We start from the raw sequence: 14,609 nt of genomic DNA, 5'->3' as shown, positions 1-14,609 counted from the left end.
TCAACGTCTGCGGAGCCACTCCGCTGACACTTCCGTTCGCCCGTCGGCAGGGCAGCCGTTCGGCTCTGGGGGAGATCCCCCATACCCGGGGGTGGGGACAGTCCCCGTGGTCCTGCGCGAGTCGGAGTACCTAGCGTCCTGCCTCGCCGGGCCGTCGCCCGACCGCCCCGCCCGACCGGTCCGCCCCCTCGACCGGTCGGGCGCGGGGCGTCCACTTCCCCCTGGCTCCGAGCGAGCCGTGACCGGAGGTCCCCGCATGCCCGGACTGACCCTCGCCGAGGCCCGTCGGATGCTCGACGCCGGGCTCGCGGAGGCCGACAAGATCGGCCAGCCGATGAACGTCGCGATCCTCGACGCCGGCGGCCACCTCGTGGCGTTCGCCCGCCAGGACGGCGCCATCCGGGCGAGCATCGACATCGCCCAGCGCAAGGCGCAGACGTCGATCCTCATGGAGGCGCCGACCGCGGCCCTCATGCCGCTGGTCCAGCCTGGCGCCGAGCTCTACGGCCTCGAGCAGACCGCCGGCGGCATGGTCGTCTTCGGCGGAGGGGTCCCCGTCCACCGAGACGGCGAGATCGTCGGTGCCGTCGGCGTCAGCGCCGGCTCCGCCGAGCAGGACGTGCAGGTCGCGGAAGCCGCGGCCGCCGCGATCAAGGCCTGAGCTCCACCCCCCTCCACCCCCGCCAGGAGCGCCTCCGTGTCCCGTCCTGCTGGACCGTCCGTCTCACCCCTGACCCGCGAGCTCGTCGGCGAGTTCGCCGGCACCTTCATCCTCATCGTCTTCGGCACCGCGTCGGTGGCGCAGATGGTCGTGTCCGGCGGCGACGCCGGCGACTGGGCCACGCTGACCTGGGGCTGGGTCGCGGGCCTGATCATGGGCATCTACGTGGCCGGCCGCCTCGGCGCGGGCCACCTGAACCCGGCGGTCACGATCGCCATGGCCGTCTACCGCAACCTGCCGTGGCGCAGCGTCGTGCCCTACATCGGCGCGCAGTTCCTCGGTGCCTTCCTGGCCGCGCTCGTCACCCGCGGCGTCTACAACTCCGGCATCGTCGAGGTCGACCCCGGCCTGACCACCGCGTCGCAGACGATCTTCTCGACGCTGCCGAACCACGGCATCGGCACGGCGTTCTTCGACCAGGTCGTCGGCACCGCGCTGCTCGTGTTCGTGCTGTTCGCCCTGATCGCGACCTTGCAGGGGGCGGCAGGCCAGCTGCTGCCGCTGATGGTCGGCCTCCTGCTGCTCGGCATCGGCTTCGCCTGGGGCACCAACGCCGGCTACGCGATCAACCCCGCCCGCGACTTCGGTCCGCGCCTGGCCCAGTGGCTCACCGGCTACGACGGCGCCTGGGGCACCGCCGACGGCACGCCCTACTGGTGGCTCCCGATCGTCGCCCCGATCATCGGCGCCCTCATCGGCGGCGGCCTCTACGTGCTGATCATCGAGCGCCTCGAGGTGCCCGCCGAGCTCGACAGCCCGGCGCCCGCCCCGACGCCCGAGTCCGCCGAGGCCGGCGTCAACGCCGACCCCCGTCACCCGGTCACGGCCGCCGACGTCGTCGTGCCCGCCAACTCCTCGAAGGAGGCCAACCGATGACCAGCACCGAGACCGCAGAACTGACCCCCGCGGACTACCCGCTCTCGATCAACCGTCCCGAACTGCTGCGCACGCCCACCGGCAAGGCGCTCGCGGACATCACGATGGACGCCGTCGTCTCCGGCGAGGTCACCGCCGAGGACCTGCGCGTCACCCCCGAGACCCTGGTGATGCAGGGCCGCATCGCCGAGTCGATGGGCCGCCGCCAGCTCGGCGAGAACTGCCGCCGCGCGGCCGAGATGACCGCCATCCCGGACGCCGAGGTGCTCGCGATGTACAACGCGCTGCGCCCCAACGCCTCGAGCGCCGACCAGCTCGAGGAGATCGCCGCGAAGCTGGAGAACACCTACTCCGCCACCATCTGCGCCGCGCTGGTGCGCGAGGCCGCGCAGGTCTACGCGGCCCGCGACCTGCTCGCCGAGGAGGACTGACATGACCGCGGTAGCCCCCCGCTCCGAGTCGTCGGTGCGCAGCTCCAAGCGCACCGAGGTCCTCGAGAACCGCCCGGTGAACCTGGACGGCTTCGTCGAGGAGTGGCCCGAGAAGGGCCTCGTCGCGATGGAGTCCGACTTCGACCCGGCACCGTCGGTGCGCGTCGAGGACGGGCGGATCGTCGAGCTCGACGGTCGTACTCGCGACCGGTTCGACTTCATGGACACGTTCATCGCCGACCACGCGATCGACGTCGACACCTGCGAGGACGCCATGGCGACCCCGTCGGTGGAGATCGCCCGCGCGCTCGTCGACCCGCGCACGACGCGCGCCGAGATCGTCGCCCTCGGGCGCGGCCTCACGCCCGCCAAGATCCTCGACGTCGTCAAGCTGATGAACGTCGTCGAGATCATGATGGGCATCCAGAAGACCCGCTCGCGGCGCACGCCGGCCAACCAGGCGCACTCGACGAGCGCCAAGGACAACCCGATCCAGGTCGCCGCCGACGCGGCCGAGGGCGCGGTCCGCGGCTTCGCCGAGCTGGAGACCACCCTCGGCGTCGTCCGCTACGCCCCGCTGGTGGCGATCGGCCTGCAGGTCGGCGGCCAGGTCGGGCGCGGCGGCGTGCTCACCCAGTGCGCGCTGGAGGAGGCCACCGAGCTCGACCTCGGCATGCGCGGCATCACCGCCTACGCCGAGACGATCTCGATCTACGGCACGGAGTCGGTGTTCGTCGACGGCGACGACACCCCCTGGTCCAAGGCGTTCCTCGCCTCGGCCTACGCCAGCCGCGGCATCAAGATGCGCTTCACCTCGGGCACCGGCTCGGAGGTGCAGATGGGCAACGCCGAGGGGCGGTCCATGCTGTACCTGGAGATCCGCTGCATCCTCATGGCCAAGGGCGCGGGCGTCCAGGGCCTGCAGAACGGCTCCATCTCCTGCATCGGCGTGCCCGGCGCGGTGCCCGGCGGCATCCGTGCCGTCGCGGCGGAGAACCTCGTCGCCAGCTGGATGGACCTCGAGTGCGCCTCGGGCAACGACCAGTCGTTCTCGCACTCGGCGATGCGGCGCACCAGCCGCCTGCTGCCGCAGATGCTGCCCGGCACCGACTTCGTGTGCTCCGGCTACTCGGCGGTGCCCAACATGGACAACATGTTCGCCGGGTCGAACGTCGACACCGAGGACTACGACGACTGGAACACCATCCAGCGCGACATGCAGGTCGACGGCGGCCTGCGCCACGTCCGTGAGGACGTCATCCTCCAGGTCCGCAACAAGGCCGCCCGCGCGATGCAGGCCGTCTTCGCGGAGCTCGACCTCCCGGCGATCACCGACGAGGAGGTGGAGGCGGCGACCTACGCCAACTCCAGCGACGACTACCCGGACCGCGACGTCCTCGCCGACCTCGACGGCGCCCGCAGCGTGATGGACCGCGGGATCACCGGCCTTGACCTCGTCAAGGCGCTCGAGCGCTCGGGCTTCGGCGACGTCGCCGAGAACTACCTGCAGGTGCTGCGCCAGCGCGTCTCCGGCGACCTGCTGCAGACCGCCGCGATCTTCACCGGCGACTTCGTCCCCCTGGCGGCGATCAACGACGCCAACGACTACGCCGGCCCCGGCACCGGTTACCGCCTGTCCGGCGAGCGGTGGGAGGAGCTCAAGAAGCTCCGTCACGTCACCTCCGCCGAGAACCCCGAGGAGGAGGTCTCATGAGCACGCCCACCGCGGACTCGGTCCGGACGCTGTCGCTGCGCGAGATCGGGCCCGCCGAGCGCGGCACCCGTGCCGACGAGGTCGTCATCGCGCTCTCGCCGGCGTTCGGCGACCCGTTCACCAAGACGATCGTGGACGTCCCGCACGCCGAGGTGATCCGCCAGCTGCTGGCGGGCATCGAGGAGCGCGGCGGCACGGCGCGCGTGATCAAGGTCTACCGGACCGCCGACCTCGCGGCCGTCGCCCACCTCGGCGCCAAGCTGTCCGGCTCCGGCATCGCGGTCGGGGTGCTGTCACGGGGCACCACGGTGCTCCACCAGCGCGACCTGGCGCGGCTGTCGAACCTCGAGCTCTTCCCCCAGGCGCCGTTGCTCGACGCCGAGGTGTTCCGCATGATCGGGGCGAACGCCGCGCAGTACGCCCAGGGCCAGTCGCCCAAGCCGGTGCCGACGCGCAACGACCAGATGGCCCGCCCGCGCTGGCAGGCCAAGGCCGCGCTCCTGCACCTCAAGGAGTTCGACTGCATCGACAAGGACCGCGCCGCGGTCGAGGTCGAGCCGGTCATCACCACGGTCGACTAGCAGTTCCGGGGAGCGAGGGTCACCTCCGCTGCGCAGGACGCGGTGAGGGTGACCCTCGCTCCGTCCGACGCGGGAGGGAAGGACGGGCGTGTCGCTGGTCATCGGTGTCGACATCGGCAACTCCACCACCGAGGCGTGCATCGCCGAGGTCGGCACGGGAGAGGTCCGGAGGCTCGCCTCCTCGCTCACCGCGACGACGGGGGTGAAGGGCACCCCGGCGAACAGCGCCGGGGCCGCCACGGCCGTGCGGCGCGCCCTCGAGGCCGCCGGGCGGTCGTCGGCGACCCCCGCCACCGTGCTCCTCAACGAGGCCACGCCCGTGATCAGCGGCCTCGCGATGGAGACGATCACCGAGACGATCATCACCGAGTCCACGATGATCGGGCACAACCCCGACACCCCCGGCGGCGAGGGCCTCGGCGTCGGGATGACCGTGACGCTCGCCGAGACCGCCGAGGTCGAGCTGGACACCCCGGTCGTCGTCGTGGTCGGCGCGGGTGCGGACTTCGACGACGTCGCGGGCGCCCTCAACCGGGCCCTCGAGCGCGGCGTCGACGTCGTCGCGGCCGTCATGCACGGCGACGACGCGGTGCTCGTCGTCAACCGGCTCACCCGCCGCATCCCGGTGGTCGACGAGGTGTCGGCCGTCGACCGGGTGCCGCTCGGGATGCTCGCGGCGGTGGAGGTCGCGCCGCCCGGGCGGACCATCCGCACGCTGTCGGACTCCTACGGGCTCGCCTCGACGTTCGACCTGGACGCGGAGCAGACCCGCCAGGTCTCCCCGGTGGCCCGGGCGCTGTCGGGCAACCGTTCCGCGGTCGTCGTCCGCACCCCCGCGGGCGACGTCACCGACCGGCGCATCCCGGTCGGGACGCTGACGCTGACCGGCTCGGGGCGCACGCTCGACGTCGGCGTGGACGTCGGGGCCGACGCGATCATGGAGGCGATCGGGCGCGTCGCGCCGCTGTCGGACGTGCACGGCGAGGCCGGCACGCACGTCGGCGGCATGCTCGCGAACGTCCGCGACACGATGACCGACGTGACCGGGCAGCCGGGCTCGGAGATCCGCATCCGCGACGTCCTCGCCGTCGACACCCTCGTCCCGGCCGTGGTGCGCGGCGGGCTCGCGGGCGAGGTGTCGAAGGAGAACGCCGTCGCGCTCGCGGCGATGGTGCGCACGAGCCGCAGCCGCATGCAGGCGGTCGCCGACGCGCTGGCCACCGAGATCGGGTGCGAGACGGTCATCGGTGGGGTCGAGGGCGAGGTCGCGGTACGCGGCGCGCTGACGACGCCGGGCTCGTCGGTGCCGATCGCCATCATCGACATGGGCGGCGGGTCCACCGACGCGGCGCTGCTCGACCGCGACGGCACGGTGTCGGCGGTGCACGTCGCGGGGGCCGGCGAGCTCGTCACCAAGCTCATCGACTCCGAGCTGGGGCTCGAGGACCGCGAGGCCGCGGAGTCGGTCAAGCGGCACCCCCTGGCGAAGGTCGAGAGCTTCTTCCACGTGCGCCACGAGGACGGCACGGTGCAGTTCTTCACCGAGCCGCTGTCCCCGCACGTGTTCGCGAAGGTCGTCACCGTCACCCCCGACGGGCTCTCCCCGGTGCCCGTGCGCGGGTCGCTGGAGTCGGTGCGCGGCGTGCGCCGGGAGGCCAAGCGGCGCGTGTTCGTCGTCAACGCGCTGCGGGCCCTGGCCCAGGTCGCGCCGCAGGGCTCGCTGCGCCTGCTCGGCTCGGTCGTGCTGCTGGGCGGGTCGGCGCTGGACTTCGAGATCCCGGGCATGGTGGCCCATGCGCTCGCGCCCTACGGCGTGGTGTGCGGCATCGGCAACGTGCACGGCACCGAGGGGCCCCGCAACGCCGTGGCCGCCGGGCTCGTCGACGCCTACGCCGGCACCTCGGCAGGGCCCGCGCCGGAGAAGGTGGCGGTGTCGTGAGCAGTCCCCGTTCCGGAGTGTCTGGTGGACCTGGCTGTCACGGCCGCATCGACCGCGCCGACGACCCGTCGCTGCCGCCCGCCGTGCTCGTCGCGGCCCACGACGACGCCCCGCCGGCCGTGGTGCGCGAGCTCTGCGCCGGCGCGGAGGAGCAGGGGATCCCGACGGCGCTGCTCGGCTATACGGCGCCGGGTGCCGACGCCGCGGGACGCCACGCCGCCGCCGAGTCCCGGCTCGAGGTGGGCGTGGGCGTCGGCGTCGACGGGGCGGTCGTCGTGCGCCACGTGCTCGTCCCCGAGGCGTTGCTGACCCTCGACGCCGGGGCGCCGGCCGCCGACCTGCGCGTCCTCGGCGCCGACGCCGCGCGGATCGTGGCGGGGCTGCCGTTGCGGACGGGGCTCGCCTGAGCTGAGCAGCGAGGGACTCCCCGAGTGCGTGGCACGCAGCGAACGTGACCCTCGCACCCCACCCGCGCCGGGCACTCAGGCGCTGGAGCGGATGTCGCCCTGGTCGTCGAGGGCCTCGCGCAGCGCGCCCTGCCCCGTCTCGATGCCGCGGCGCAGGACGTCGGGGTCGGTCTCGAGCGGGCTGATCGTGTCCGCGCCGGTGGGCGGGCGCACCTCGAACAGGTGGGGCTCCTCGCCCGGCGACGCGGTGGCGTGCGCGAGGCGCGAGTCGTCCGCGCGGCGGTTCTCCAGCCGGTTGCCGAGCACGTGCACGAGCCCCGGCACGTTCACCGCGCCGAGGCGCGAGACCAGGGCGCGCTCGAGGCGCGTGACGTCGATGGCGGTCTGGTCGGCGCGGCGGGTGCGCAGGACGAGCACGTGCGTGGCGCCCTGGGCGAGCGCGGTGCGGAAGGGGATGGGCTCGGCGACGGCGGCGTCGACGTAGCGGCGGCCGCCGATCTCGACGGGCAGCCCCGCGAGCACCGGCACGGCGGCGCTGGCGCGCAGGGCGAGCTGGAGGCTCGCCTTGTCGACGAGGGTGTCGTGGAGGTCGACGGCCTCGCCGGTCTCGACGTCGGTGGCGATGGGGTGCAGGGGCACGTCGGCGTCGAGCACGGCCTGCCAGTCGAACGGCACGATCTTCTCGCCGACGGTGTTGATGAGGTACTCGACGTCCACCACCGGCTGCCCGCGCAGGCCGCGCCCGGGCCGGGTGACGCGCTCCATGAGCCCCGGGCGGTACCAGCCGGCGCAGCAGTGCGCGGCCTGCGCGCCGACCAGCCAGCTGCCCGCGAGCGCGCCCGCGGAGGAGCCGTAGATCGCGTCGAAGCACTCGGCGAGCCCGAGCTCCTCGAGCGCCAGCACCATGCCGCTGGAGTACGTCGCCCGGCTGCCGCCGCCCTCGACGGCGAGGGCGACGTGGTGGGGGTCGGTCCGGGTGCTCGGACGCGTGCCCTCGGCGCGACGGGCCGCGAGGACGTCGATGACCGGGTGGGCACGCACCGGGGCATCATGCCCCCTTCACAGGGCGCTCGACCGAACGGGCTATGTGAGTGAAATTGTGGGCTATAGCCCACAATTTCACTCACGTACGGGACCGGCGCTCCAGCACCACGCGGTCGATCTCCTGGCCGGTGTCGGTGGTCGCGTGGACGGTGAGCGAGGTCGTCGCGCCGGGCGAGGCCGGCGGGGCCACGTCCACCGTCACGTAGGCGTAGTCCAGGTAGCGCGCCTGCGACCAGTCCACCTGTTCGGGCTGGTGGGCCTCCTCGCCCAGCGCGACGTAGCTCGCCACCGACACCCCGCTGTCCGGTCCGGGGTTGCCCCGGTAGCGGTCGGTCTCGCCGGCCTGCCAGCGGTAGCGGGGCCGCCCGCCGGAGCCGACGCACAGGTACGTCGTGCCGTCGGTCTCGGGACGCACGGTGGCGCCGTCGGGGGCCTGGACGACCGAGCGGCCGCGCCGGATCGGGTTGGTGCGCTCGTACTGGTGGTTGTGGCCCTGCAGCACGAGGTCGACGGCGAACTCGTCGAACAGCGGCGCCACGGCCGCCCGCACGCCCGCGTCCGAGGCGTGGGACTCCGACGTCGCGAACGCGCAGTGGTGGAAGAAGGCGACGACCCAGTCGACGCCGGGGTCCGCGCGCAGCGCCGTCAGCGTCTCGCGCAGCCACGCCGTCTGGCGGCCCCCCGAGTAGCCCGCGTTCGTCGGGATCTCGGTCGACAGGTCGTTGGCGTCGAGACTGATCACCCCGACGGTGCCGTGCCGGAACGTGTAGACCGACGGGCACGCCGACGGTCCATTGCGCGGCAGGTCCAGCCGAGCCGCGTGCCCGCCGTAGCCGTGGGCGGCGCCCCCGGGGCTGCTGTTGTCGTCGTAGAGCGCCTCCATGTCATGGTTGCCGGTGGCGAACATCCACGGCGTGGAGGCGGCGCTGCGCTCGATCAGCCCGAAGTAGGTGGTCCACACCGTCGGGTCGAAGCTGTCGAACCCGTCGGGCGACTCGCTGGTGCCCGTGCTGCGCACCGGCAGCCCGTGTCCCGACGGGTCGGCGTAGCAGATGTCGCCCGCGAGCAGGTGGAACGCGGGACGCTGGGCGGCGATCCGGTCGACCATCGACGTCGAGGGCGTCATCGTGCGGCGCGTGTCGTCCGGCTTGTAGTAGCCGTTGGTCAGGCCCGCCAGCCCGCTCGGCGGCACGGTGTCGACGCCCTGGTCGGCGAACGCGGTGAAGCTCCACGGCGCCCGCGACCCCGGCGCCGGCGCGGTCGTGAAGTCGGCCTCGGCAGTGGTGGTGCCGTCCGGGAGCCGGAACCGGTAGCGGTAGCGCTCCCCGGGCGCGAGGCCGTCGGCGAGGGCGTGCACGAAGAACTGCTCGCTGCCCCGGATCGAGCCGTCGGCCTGCGGCACCTGCGAGACCAGCCGCCGCACGTCCACCGGCAGGGTCGTCCCGAACGTGCTGTCGCGGCCCAGGTCCACGACGAGCGGGCCGGCCGGCGGCGCCGCGGTCAGCTCGCCCGCGAGCGCCATCTGGCGCTGTGGGTCGGCGCCGTACGCGAGGTGCCGGCCGACCACCGCCACCGGCGCCTGCGCGGCCTGCGCGCACGCCGTGAGCGTCCAGGGCGCGGCGGCCAGCCCCGTCGCGGCGACGACGCCGGCGCCGCCGCGCAGCGCGGTCCGCCTGCTGATCGGGTGGCGACGCAGGTACGACGAGAGCCACTCGTGCTGCTCGGCCACGGTCATCCGGGCGGCGAGGTCCGCGGGGACACCGACGTCGGGCGCGCCGCCGCGCGGGGTGAACGTCACGGACGGCCACGGTGGTCGTTCCCGGCGCGCAGGACCAGACCGTGTCGTGGACGGGCGGTGAACAACCGCTGACGCTCGGTGGAGAATCGGGCGAATCGGCGCCGCCCGGCGTGACCGCCACGTGATCGGCGAGACTGCGGGCGTGAGCCTCGTGACCGGGATCCTGCGGCGGGCGCTGCGCCTGCCCGCGCCGCGCACGCCCCGGGTGGCGGTCGACCGCGACGTCGCGGTGCCGATGCCCGACGGCGCCGTGCTGCGCCACGACCTCTACCGGCCCTCCGGGGTGCACCGCGGGCCCGTCGTGCTCGTCCGCAGCCCGTACGGGCGCGCGGGCTGGGCGGGCGCGGTGTTCGGGCGGCTCGTCGCGGAGCGCGGCCTGCAGGTCGTGGTGCAGTCGGTGCGCGGCACCGCCGACTCCCAGGGCGAGCTCTCGCCGTTCGACGAGGCCGAGGACGGCGCCGCCACCGTCGCCTGGCTGCTCGACCAGCCCTGGTGCGACGGCCGCCTCGGGACGCTCGGCCCGAGCTATCTCGGCCTGACGCAGTGGGCGCTCGCGCCCGCCGCGGGCCGGTCGCTGCGGGTGATGGGCACGCTGGTCACGGCGTCCTCGTTCCGCGACCAGACCTACGCCGGCGGCGCGTTCTCGCTGGACAACGCCCTGTCGTGGACCTCCATGATGCGCACCATGGCCGCGAGCCCCCTCGCCCGCGCGACGCGTCTGCTGCGGGGGCGCCGCACCCTCACCGCCGCCCTCGACGCCCTGCCGCTGCGCAGCGGCGACCGGCGCGCCACCGGGGGCGAGGTGGACTGGTACCAGCACTGGCTCGAGGAGTCCGCCCCCGACTCCGCCTACTGGGCACGCCGCGACTACACCGGCGGCGTCGCCGAGGTCGCCCGCGCCGACGTCGCGGTGACGATGCTCGGCGGGTGGCAGGACATCTTCCTGCCCTGGCAGCTCGCCGACCACGCCGCGCTGCGGGCCGCGGGGGCGCGCCCGCGCCTGGTCGTCGGACCCTGGGTGCACACCTCGGGGCCGGGCATGGCGGCCGGGCTGCGCGAGGCGCTCGCCGCGTTCGAGCGCGCCTTCGACGGCACCCACGGCAGCGGCGGCGTCGCCGCAGCCACCACCGAGGAGGCCCCGGTGGCCGTCACGCTCTCGGGCGACGGCGGCACCCGTCACCTCACCGACTGGCCGCCGCCGTCCGCGTCGCAGCGCACCTGGTACCTGCGCGCCGACAAGTCGCTGTCGGTGCAGCCGCCGCCGGACCGGACCGCGGTCGGGGTGCGCTGGCCCGGCACGCTCGTCGACTACGACCCCGCCGACCCGACCCCCGCGGTGGGCGGTCCGATCCTGACCGGGAAGTCGGGCCCCCGCGACCAGGCCGGGCTCGAGGCCCGCCCCGACGTCGCCGTGTTCACCTCCGACGTGCTCTCCGAGGACCTCGTCGCCCTCGGTCCCGTGACGGCGACCGTGCACCTGCGCGCGGCGACCGAGCACCTCGACGTGTTCGTCCGCGTGTGCGACGTCGACCCGCGCGGCCGGTCGGTCAACGTCACCGACGGGCTCGTGCGCCTCGCCCCCGGCGCGCCCGCCGCCGCCCCGGACGGCACCCGCGCGGCCACCGTCGAGCTGTGGCCGACCGGACACCGCTTCGCGGCCGGTCACCGGCTGCGTCTGCAGGTCAGCGGGGGTGCGCATCCCCGCTACGCCCGCCACCCCGGCACCGGCGACCCCCTCGGGGAGGCGACGACGCTCGTGCGCCAGCCCCGCGAGGTGCTCCACGACGCCGCGCACCCCACGGCGGTGACGCTGGCGGTGGAGCCGCGCCACTGACGCCGTCGGCGAGCGGTCCCCGGGGTACTCCGCGCGGGTGAGCCCGCGTGTGGCATGCGGCGTGGGTCACACCGCCCGTCGGGCGCCGCGGGCCCTTGGTCGACGTCACAGGGTCGTCCGGGTGGGGCCGTCGACGTCCTGGCCGACCCTGGGGTCATGGCCGTCCTGCCCACCGAGCGGACCGCACCGGCCGCGCGGACCGCACCGCCCACACCGGCGTCGCCCTCCGCGGCGTCGGGCCGTGGCGCGCGCCCCCGTCCCGTGCACGGGGTGCGCACCACCGACGGGGTGCCGCTGCACGTCGAGATCCGCGGTCACCAGGGCCCGGTGGTCGTGCTCAGCCACGGCTTCACCGTCGACTCCGACGAGTGGTCGCCGCAGGTCGCGGCGCTCGCGCACCGCGCCAGGGTCGTCAGCTGGGACCAGCGGGGCCACGGGCGCTCCGGGTGGGGCGACCCGGCGAACGCCACCATCGACCAGCTCGGCCGCGATCTCGCGACCGTCGTCGACGCCGTCTCGCCGAACGGGCGCGTGGTGCTCGGCGGCCACTCGATGGGCGGGATGACGGTCCTCGCCCTCGCCCGCCAGCACCCGGAGTGGTTCGGCACGCGGGTCGCGGGTGTCTTCCTCGTCGCCACCTCGGCGGGCCAGCTGGTCTCGGACGGCCCGCTCGGGGCCCTGCACGCGGTCGCCCGCCGGGCCGGGGTGCTGCCCGCCGTCCTGGAGGGTGCCCGCCGGGCCGCGCCGCTCGCGGACACCCTGCCGTGGCGCGACTCGGCCGTCGGCCGGTGGCTGGTGCGTCATCTCGCGTTCACGGCGGACGCGAGCGACGAGGACGTGCGCCGTCTGCAGGCCGTGACCGAGAGCGTGCCCCTGTCGGTGACCTCGGCGTTCTCGTCGTCGCTGCTCGCGCACGACGAGTCCGGGGCCCTGCCCGCGCTGGCCCGGGTGCCGACCACCGTCGTCGCGGCGACCGGTGACCGTCTCACGCCGGCCGCCCACGGTCAGCGGATCGCCGACGCCCTCGGGCCGCGGGCGCGGCTGGTGCTGGTGGAGGACGCCGGGCACGCGGTGAACCAGACCCACCACGAGGTCGTCGATGCCGCGTTCCTGGACCTCGTCGACGGGCTGCGTCACCGCTGAGCAGCTCGTCGGGGCCGGGATGTGTGATCACCGGCCGCACGGGGCACAGTCGGGGTACGAACGAAGTCCGGTTCAGACACCAGCCGGGTCAGCTCACACATCACGAGCCCCCGCTCTGGTCCGCCGAGACGGTCTAGTTGCCCGGGGCCCCGTTTCGGGGGTGACCGATGGCCGGCCGTAGCAGCGATTACGACGAGTACGTCCCGCTTCTCCAGGAGTACGCGGACCTGTCCGAGGACGATCCGCGCCGCGAGACGGTGCGCGAAAAGCTCGTCGTCGGCTTCCTGCCCGTGGCCCGCAACATCGCCCGCCGGTTCGCCCGGCGCGGCGAGCCCACCGACGATCTCGAGCAGGTCGCCTCCGTCGGCCTGCTCCACGCGCTCGACCGGTTCGACCCGGGTCGTGAGCGTGACTTCCTGTCCTACGCCGTGCCCACGATCATGGGTGAGGTGCGGCGGCACTTCCGCGACTCGGCCTGGTCGGTCCGGACGCCGCGCAGCGTCAAGGACCGCTACGTGGCCGTCGGGTCGGCCACCGCGGCGCTGTCGCAGAAGCTCGGCCGCGCGCCGACGGCCGGCGAGCTGGCCGAGCACCTCGGCATGAGCCGCGACGAGGTGGCCGAGGCGGTCGCCGCCCACGGCTCCTACCAGCCCGCATCGCTCGACGAGTCGCTCGGCGAGGGCGACGACTCCGCCCTCGTGGACATCCTCGGGGTGCTCGACGGCGAGCTCGACCGGGTGGAGACGCGGTCGCTGGTCGGCAACCTCGTCCGCGACCTGCCCGAGCGCGAGCGCACGATGCTGGCGCTGCGCTTCGTCCACGAGAAGACCCAGGCGGAGATCGCCTCGGTGCTGTGCATCTCGCAGATGCACGTCTCGCGGCTGCTCTCGCGCACGCTCGCCGCGCTGCGCGAGCAGATCGAGCGCGAGGCGGGCGCCGACAAGCTCGTCGCGGTCTGACGGCGGCCCCCGCCGGGTACGCGCTGCGGATGCGTGCTCGGCGAGGAGTCGTGGAGGTCGCCGCCTGGGCCGGTCGCGCGGGCTCCCGCCTGCGGAACGGGGCCTGGCGGATCGCCCTGGCGGCGGTCACCGCCACCGTCGCGTGGGTGCTGGCGCAGTACCTGCTGGGCCAGCCCACCCCGATCTTCGCGCCGATCGCGGCGGTCGTCTGCCTCACCGACGACCCGGGCACGCGAGGACGCCGCGCGCTGCGTCTGCTGGCGGGTGTGTGCGCCGGCGTCGCGGTCGGCGAGCTGGCGACGCGCGTCACCGGCAGCGGATGGCTGCAGGTCGGGATGGCGGTCGCGGCCGGCATGGTCGTCGTCGTCCTCGGCAGCATCAACTCGCTGACCCTGCTGCAGTCGGGCATCGCCGCGCTGCTCGTCGTCGGGCTCGCCTCGCCCCAGACGGGCTGGACGCGTCTGCTCAGCGCCGTGATCGGCGGGGTGCTCGCGCTGGTCGTCAGCCAGGTGCTGGCCTCGCCGAGCCCCGTCCGGATGCTGGTCTCGGCCGCGCGGGACGCCCTGGCGGTGCCGGCCTCGGCGCTCGCGGAGGTCGCGGCGGCCCTGCGGGAGGGCTCGGCGTCCCGCGCCGGGGACGCCGTGACGACCCTGCGCGACGGGCCGGAGCTGCTCGCGACGTTCCTCGACACCAGCGAGACCGCGGCGTCCCTGGCCGCCACGACCGTGCGCGGTCGCCGCGAACGGGCCCGGGTCACCGCGCTGCGCGACCGGCTGGCGGGGATCGAGTACGTGCACGCGAGCACGGTGCTGCTGGCCCGCGCGGCCGCGGAGACGCTGTCGGCCGGCGCGTCGGTGCCCGCGCGGCTGACCGACGGTGTCGCGGAGCTGGCGGCCGCGGTGCAGGCGCTCGCGGCCGACCCGTCGGCGTCCGATCCCCGGGTCGAGGAGCCGGGCGGGCCGCGTCCGATCCACGAGGTCGCCGAGGAGCTCGCTCGCACCCGCCCGGGCGGGCTCGCCGACCGCGACGCCCAGCTCGCCGCCCAGCTGCACCTGCTCGCCCTCGACGTGGCGGCGCTCGTCGATCCGGCGCCCGCCCGGACGTGAGCACTTTCCGGGCCCGGAGGCCCGGAAAGTGCTCACAACGCGATTGCCCGCGTGGC

Annotated in this window: 13 protein-coding genes; 11 read left to right on the top strand and 2 right to left on the bottom strand. The window is 74.6% G+C overall.

The genetic code is table 11. The features are described 5' to 3' along the window. The first annotated feature begins 256 nt into the window (after window positions 1-256). From WCD41_RS06120 to WCD41_RS06090, 7 genes are all read left to right on the top strand, one after another. Window positions 257-661: a GlcG/HbpS family heme-binding protein gene (locus WCD41_RS06120; RefSeq protein WP_337712508.1), complete on the top strand. Its 405-nt coding sequence runs from the start codon at window positions 257-259 to the stop codon at window positions 659-661. 36 nt (window positions 662-697) lie between these two features. Further along, on the top strand, window positions 698-1,597 hold the full coding sequence (locus tag WCD41_RS06115; protein ID WP_337712506.1) for an MIP/aquaporin family protein: 900 nt from the start codon (window positions 698-700) through the stop codon (window positions 1,595-1,597). Continuing rightward, a complete protein-coding gene (locus tag WCD41_RS06110; protein WP_337712505.1) occupies window positions 1,594-2,028 on the top strand; it encodes a diol dehydratase small subunit in 435 nt (144 codons plus the stop codon). Before WCD41_RS06115 ends, WCD41_RS06110 begins: the two co-directional genes overlap by 4 nt. Before the next feature lies 1 nt (window position 2,029). Then, a complete protein-coding gene (locus WCD41_RS06105) occupies window positions 2,030-3,742 on the top strand; it encodes a propanediol/glycerol family dehydratase large subunit (RefSeq protein ID WP_337712504.1) in 1,713 nt (570 codons plus the stop codon). After that, on the top strand, window positions 3,739-4,323 hold the full coding sequence (locus WCD41_RS06100) for a propanediol/glycerol family dehydratase medium subunit (protein ID WP_337712503.1): 585 nt from the start codon (window positions 3,739-3,741) through the stop codon (window positions 4,321-4,323). Before WCD41_RS06105 ends, WCD41_RS06100 begins: the two co-directional genes overlap by 4 nt. A gap of 88 nt (window positions 4,324-4,411) precedes the next feature. Further along, the gene (locus WCD41_RS06095) at window positions 4,412-6,262 is read left to right on the top strand and encodes a diol dehydratase reactivase subunit alpha (protein ID WP_337712502.1); all 1,851 of its coding nucleotides are present in this window, start codon (window positions 4,412-4,414) and stop codon (window positions 6,260-6,262) included. Next, on the top strand, window positions 6,259-6,669 hold the full coding sequence (locus WCD41_RS06090) for a glycerol dehydratase reactivase beta/small subunit family protein (protein WP_337712501.1): 411 nt from the start codon (window positions 6,259-6,261) through the stop codon (window positions 6,667-6,669). Before WCD41_RS06095 ends, WCD41_RS06090 begins: the two co-directional genes overlap by 4 nt. Before the next feature lie 75 nt (window positions 6,670-6,744). Here WCD41_RS06090 and WCD41_RS06085 read toward each other — a convergent pair whose 3' ends face one another. Both WCD41_RS06085 and WCD41_RS06080 read right to left on the bottom strand, forming a co-directional pair. Beyond that, window positions 6,745-7,710: a patatin-like phospholipase family protein gene (locus WCD41_RS06085; protein ID WP_337712500.1), complete on the bottom strand. Its 966-nt coding sequence runs from the start codon at window positions 7,708-7,710 to the stop codon at window positions 6,745-6,747. Window positions 7,711-7,792: 82 nt separating this feature from the next. Continuing rightward, window positions 7,793-9,511, bottom strand: coding sequence for a metallophosphoesterase (locus WCD41_RS06080; protein ID WP_337712499.1), 1,719 nt, complete (start codon window positions 9,509-9,511; stop codon window positions 7,793-7,795). A 142-nt stretch (window positions 9,512-9,653) separates the two neighbouring features. Between WCD41_RS06080 and WCD41_RS06075 the strand changes: the two genes are divergently transcribed. The 4 genes from WCD41_RS06075 to WCD41_RS06060 all read left to right on the top strand — a co-directional run bounded on the left by WCD41_RS06075 (window position 9,654) and on the right by WCD41_RS06060 (window position 14,553). Beyond that, complete coding sequence (locus tag WCD41_RS06075; RefSeq protein WP_337712498.1) at window positions 9,654-11,345, top strand: CocE/NonD family hydrolase; 1,692 nt, start codon at window positions 9,654-9,656, stop codon at window positions 11,343-11,345. Between the two features lie 156 nt (window positions 11,346-11,501). Next, window positions 11,502-12,488, top strand: a complete 987-nt coding sequence (locus tag WCD41_RS06070; RefSeq protein ID WP_337712497.1) for an alpha/beta fold hydrolase — start codon at window positions 11,502-11,504, stop codon at window positions 12,486-12,488. A gap of 167 nt (window positions 12,489-12,655) precedes the next feature. After that, window positions 12,656-13,447 (top strand): SigB/SigF/SigG family RNA polymerase sigma factor, encoded by a 792-nt coding sequence (locus tag WCD41_RS06065; RefSeq protein ID WP_337712496.1) that lies wholly within the window; start codon window positions 12,656-12,658, stop codon window positions 13,445-13,447. A gap of 50 nt (window positions 13,448-13,497) precedes the next feature. Next, on the top strand, window positions 13,498-14,553 hold the full coding sequence (locus tag WCD41_RS06060; protein WP_337712495.1) for an FUSC family protein: 1,056 nt from the start codon (window positions 13,498-13,500) through the stop codon (window positions 14,551-14,553). The last annotated feature ends 56 nt before the right edge of the window (window positions 14,554-14,609 follow it).

It is taken from the genome of Actinomycetospora aeridis (assembly GCF_037400275.1).
Classification (GTDB): domain Bacteria; phylum Actinomycetota; class Actinomycetes; order Mycobacteriales; family Pseudonocardiaceae; genus Actinomycetospora; species Actinomycetospora aeridis.
The sequence above is the reverse complement of the archived record's forward strand: the minus strand, read 5'-3'. Positions and strand labels throughout refer to the sequence as shown.

What these genes read in the sequence shown, in the direction of transcription:
- WCD41_RS06120 (WP_337712508.1), top strand. Translation starts at nt 257, where the DNA reads ATGCCCGGACTGACCCTCGCCGAGGCCCGTCGGATGCTCGACGCCGGG.
- WCD41_RS06110 (WP_337712505.1), top strand. Translation starts at nt 1,594, where the DNA reads ATGACCAGCACCGAGACCGCAGAACTGACCCCCGCGGACTACCCGCTC.
- WCD41_RS06105 (WP_337712504.1), top strand. Translation starts at nt 2,030, where the DNA reads ATGACCGCGGTAGCCCCCCGCTCCGAGTCGTCGGTGCGCAGCTCCAAG.
- WCD41_RS06100 (WP_337712503.1), top strand. Translation starts at nt 3,739, where the DNA reads ATGAGCACGCCCACCGCGGACTCGGTCCGGACGCTGTCGCTGCGCGAG.
- WCD41_RS06070 (WP_337712497.1), top strand. Translation starts at nt 11,502, where the DNA reads ATGGCCGTCCTGCCCACCGAGCGGACCGCACCGGCCGCGCGGACCGCA.
- WCD41_RS06065 (WP_337712496.1), top strand. Translation starts at nt 12,656, where the DNA reads ATGGCCGGCCGTAGCAGCGATTACGACGAGTACGTCCCGCTTCTCCAG.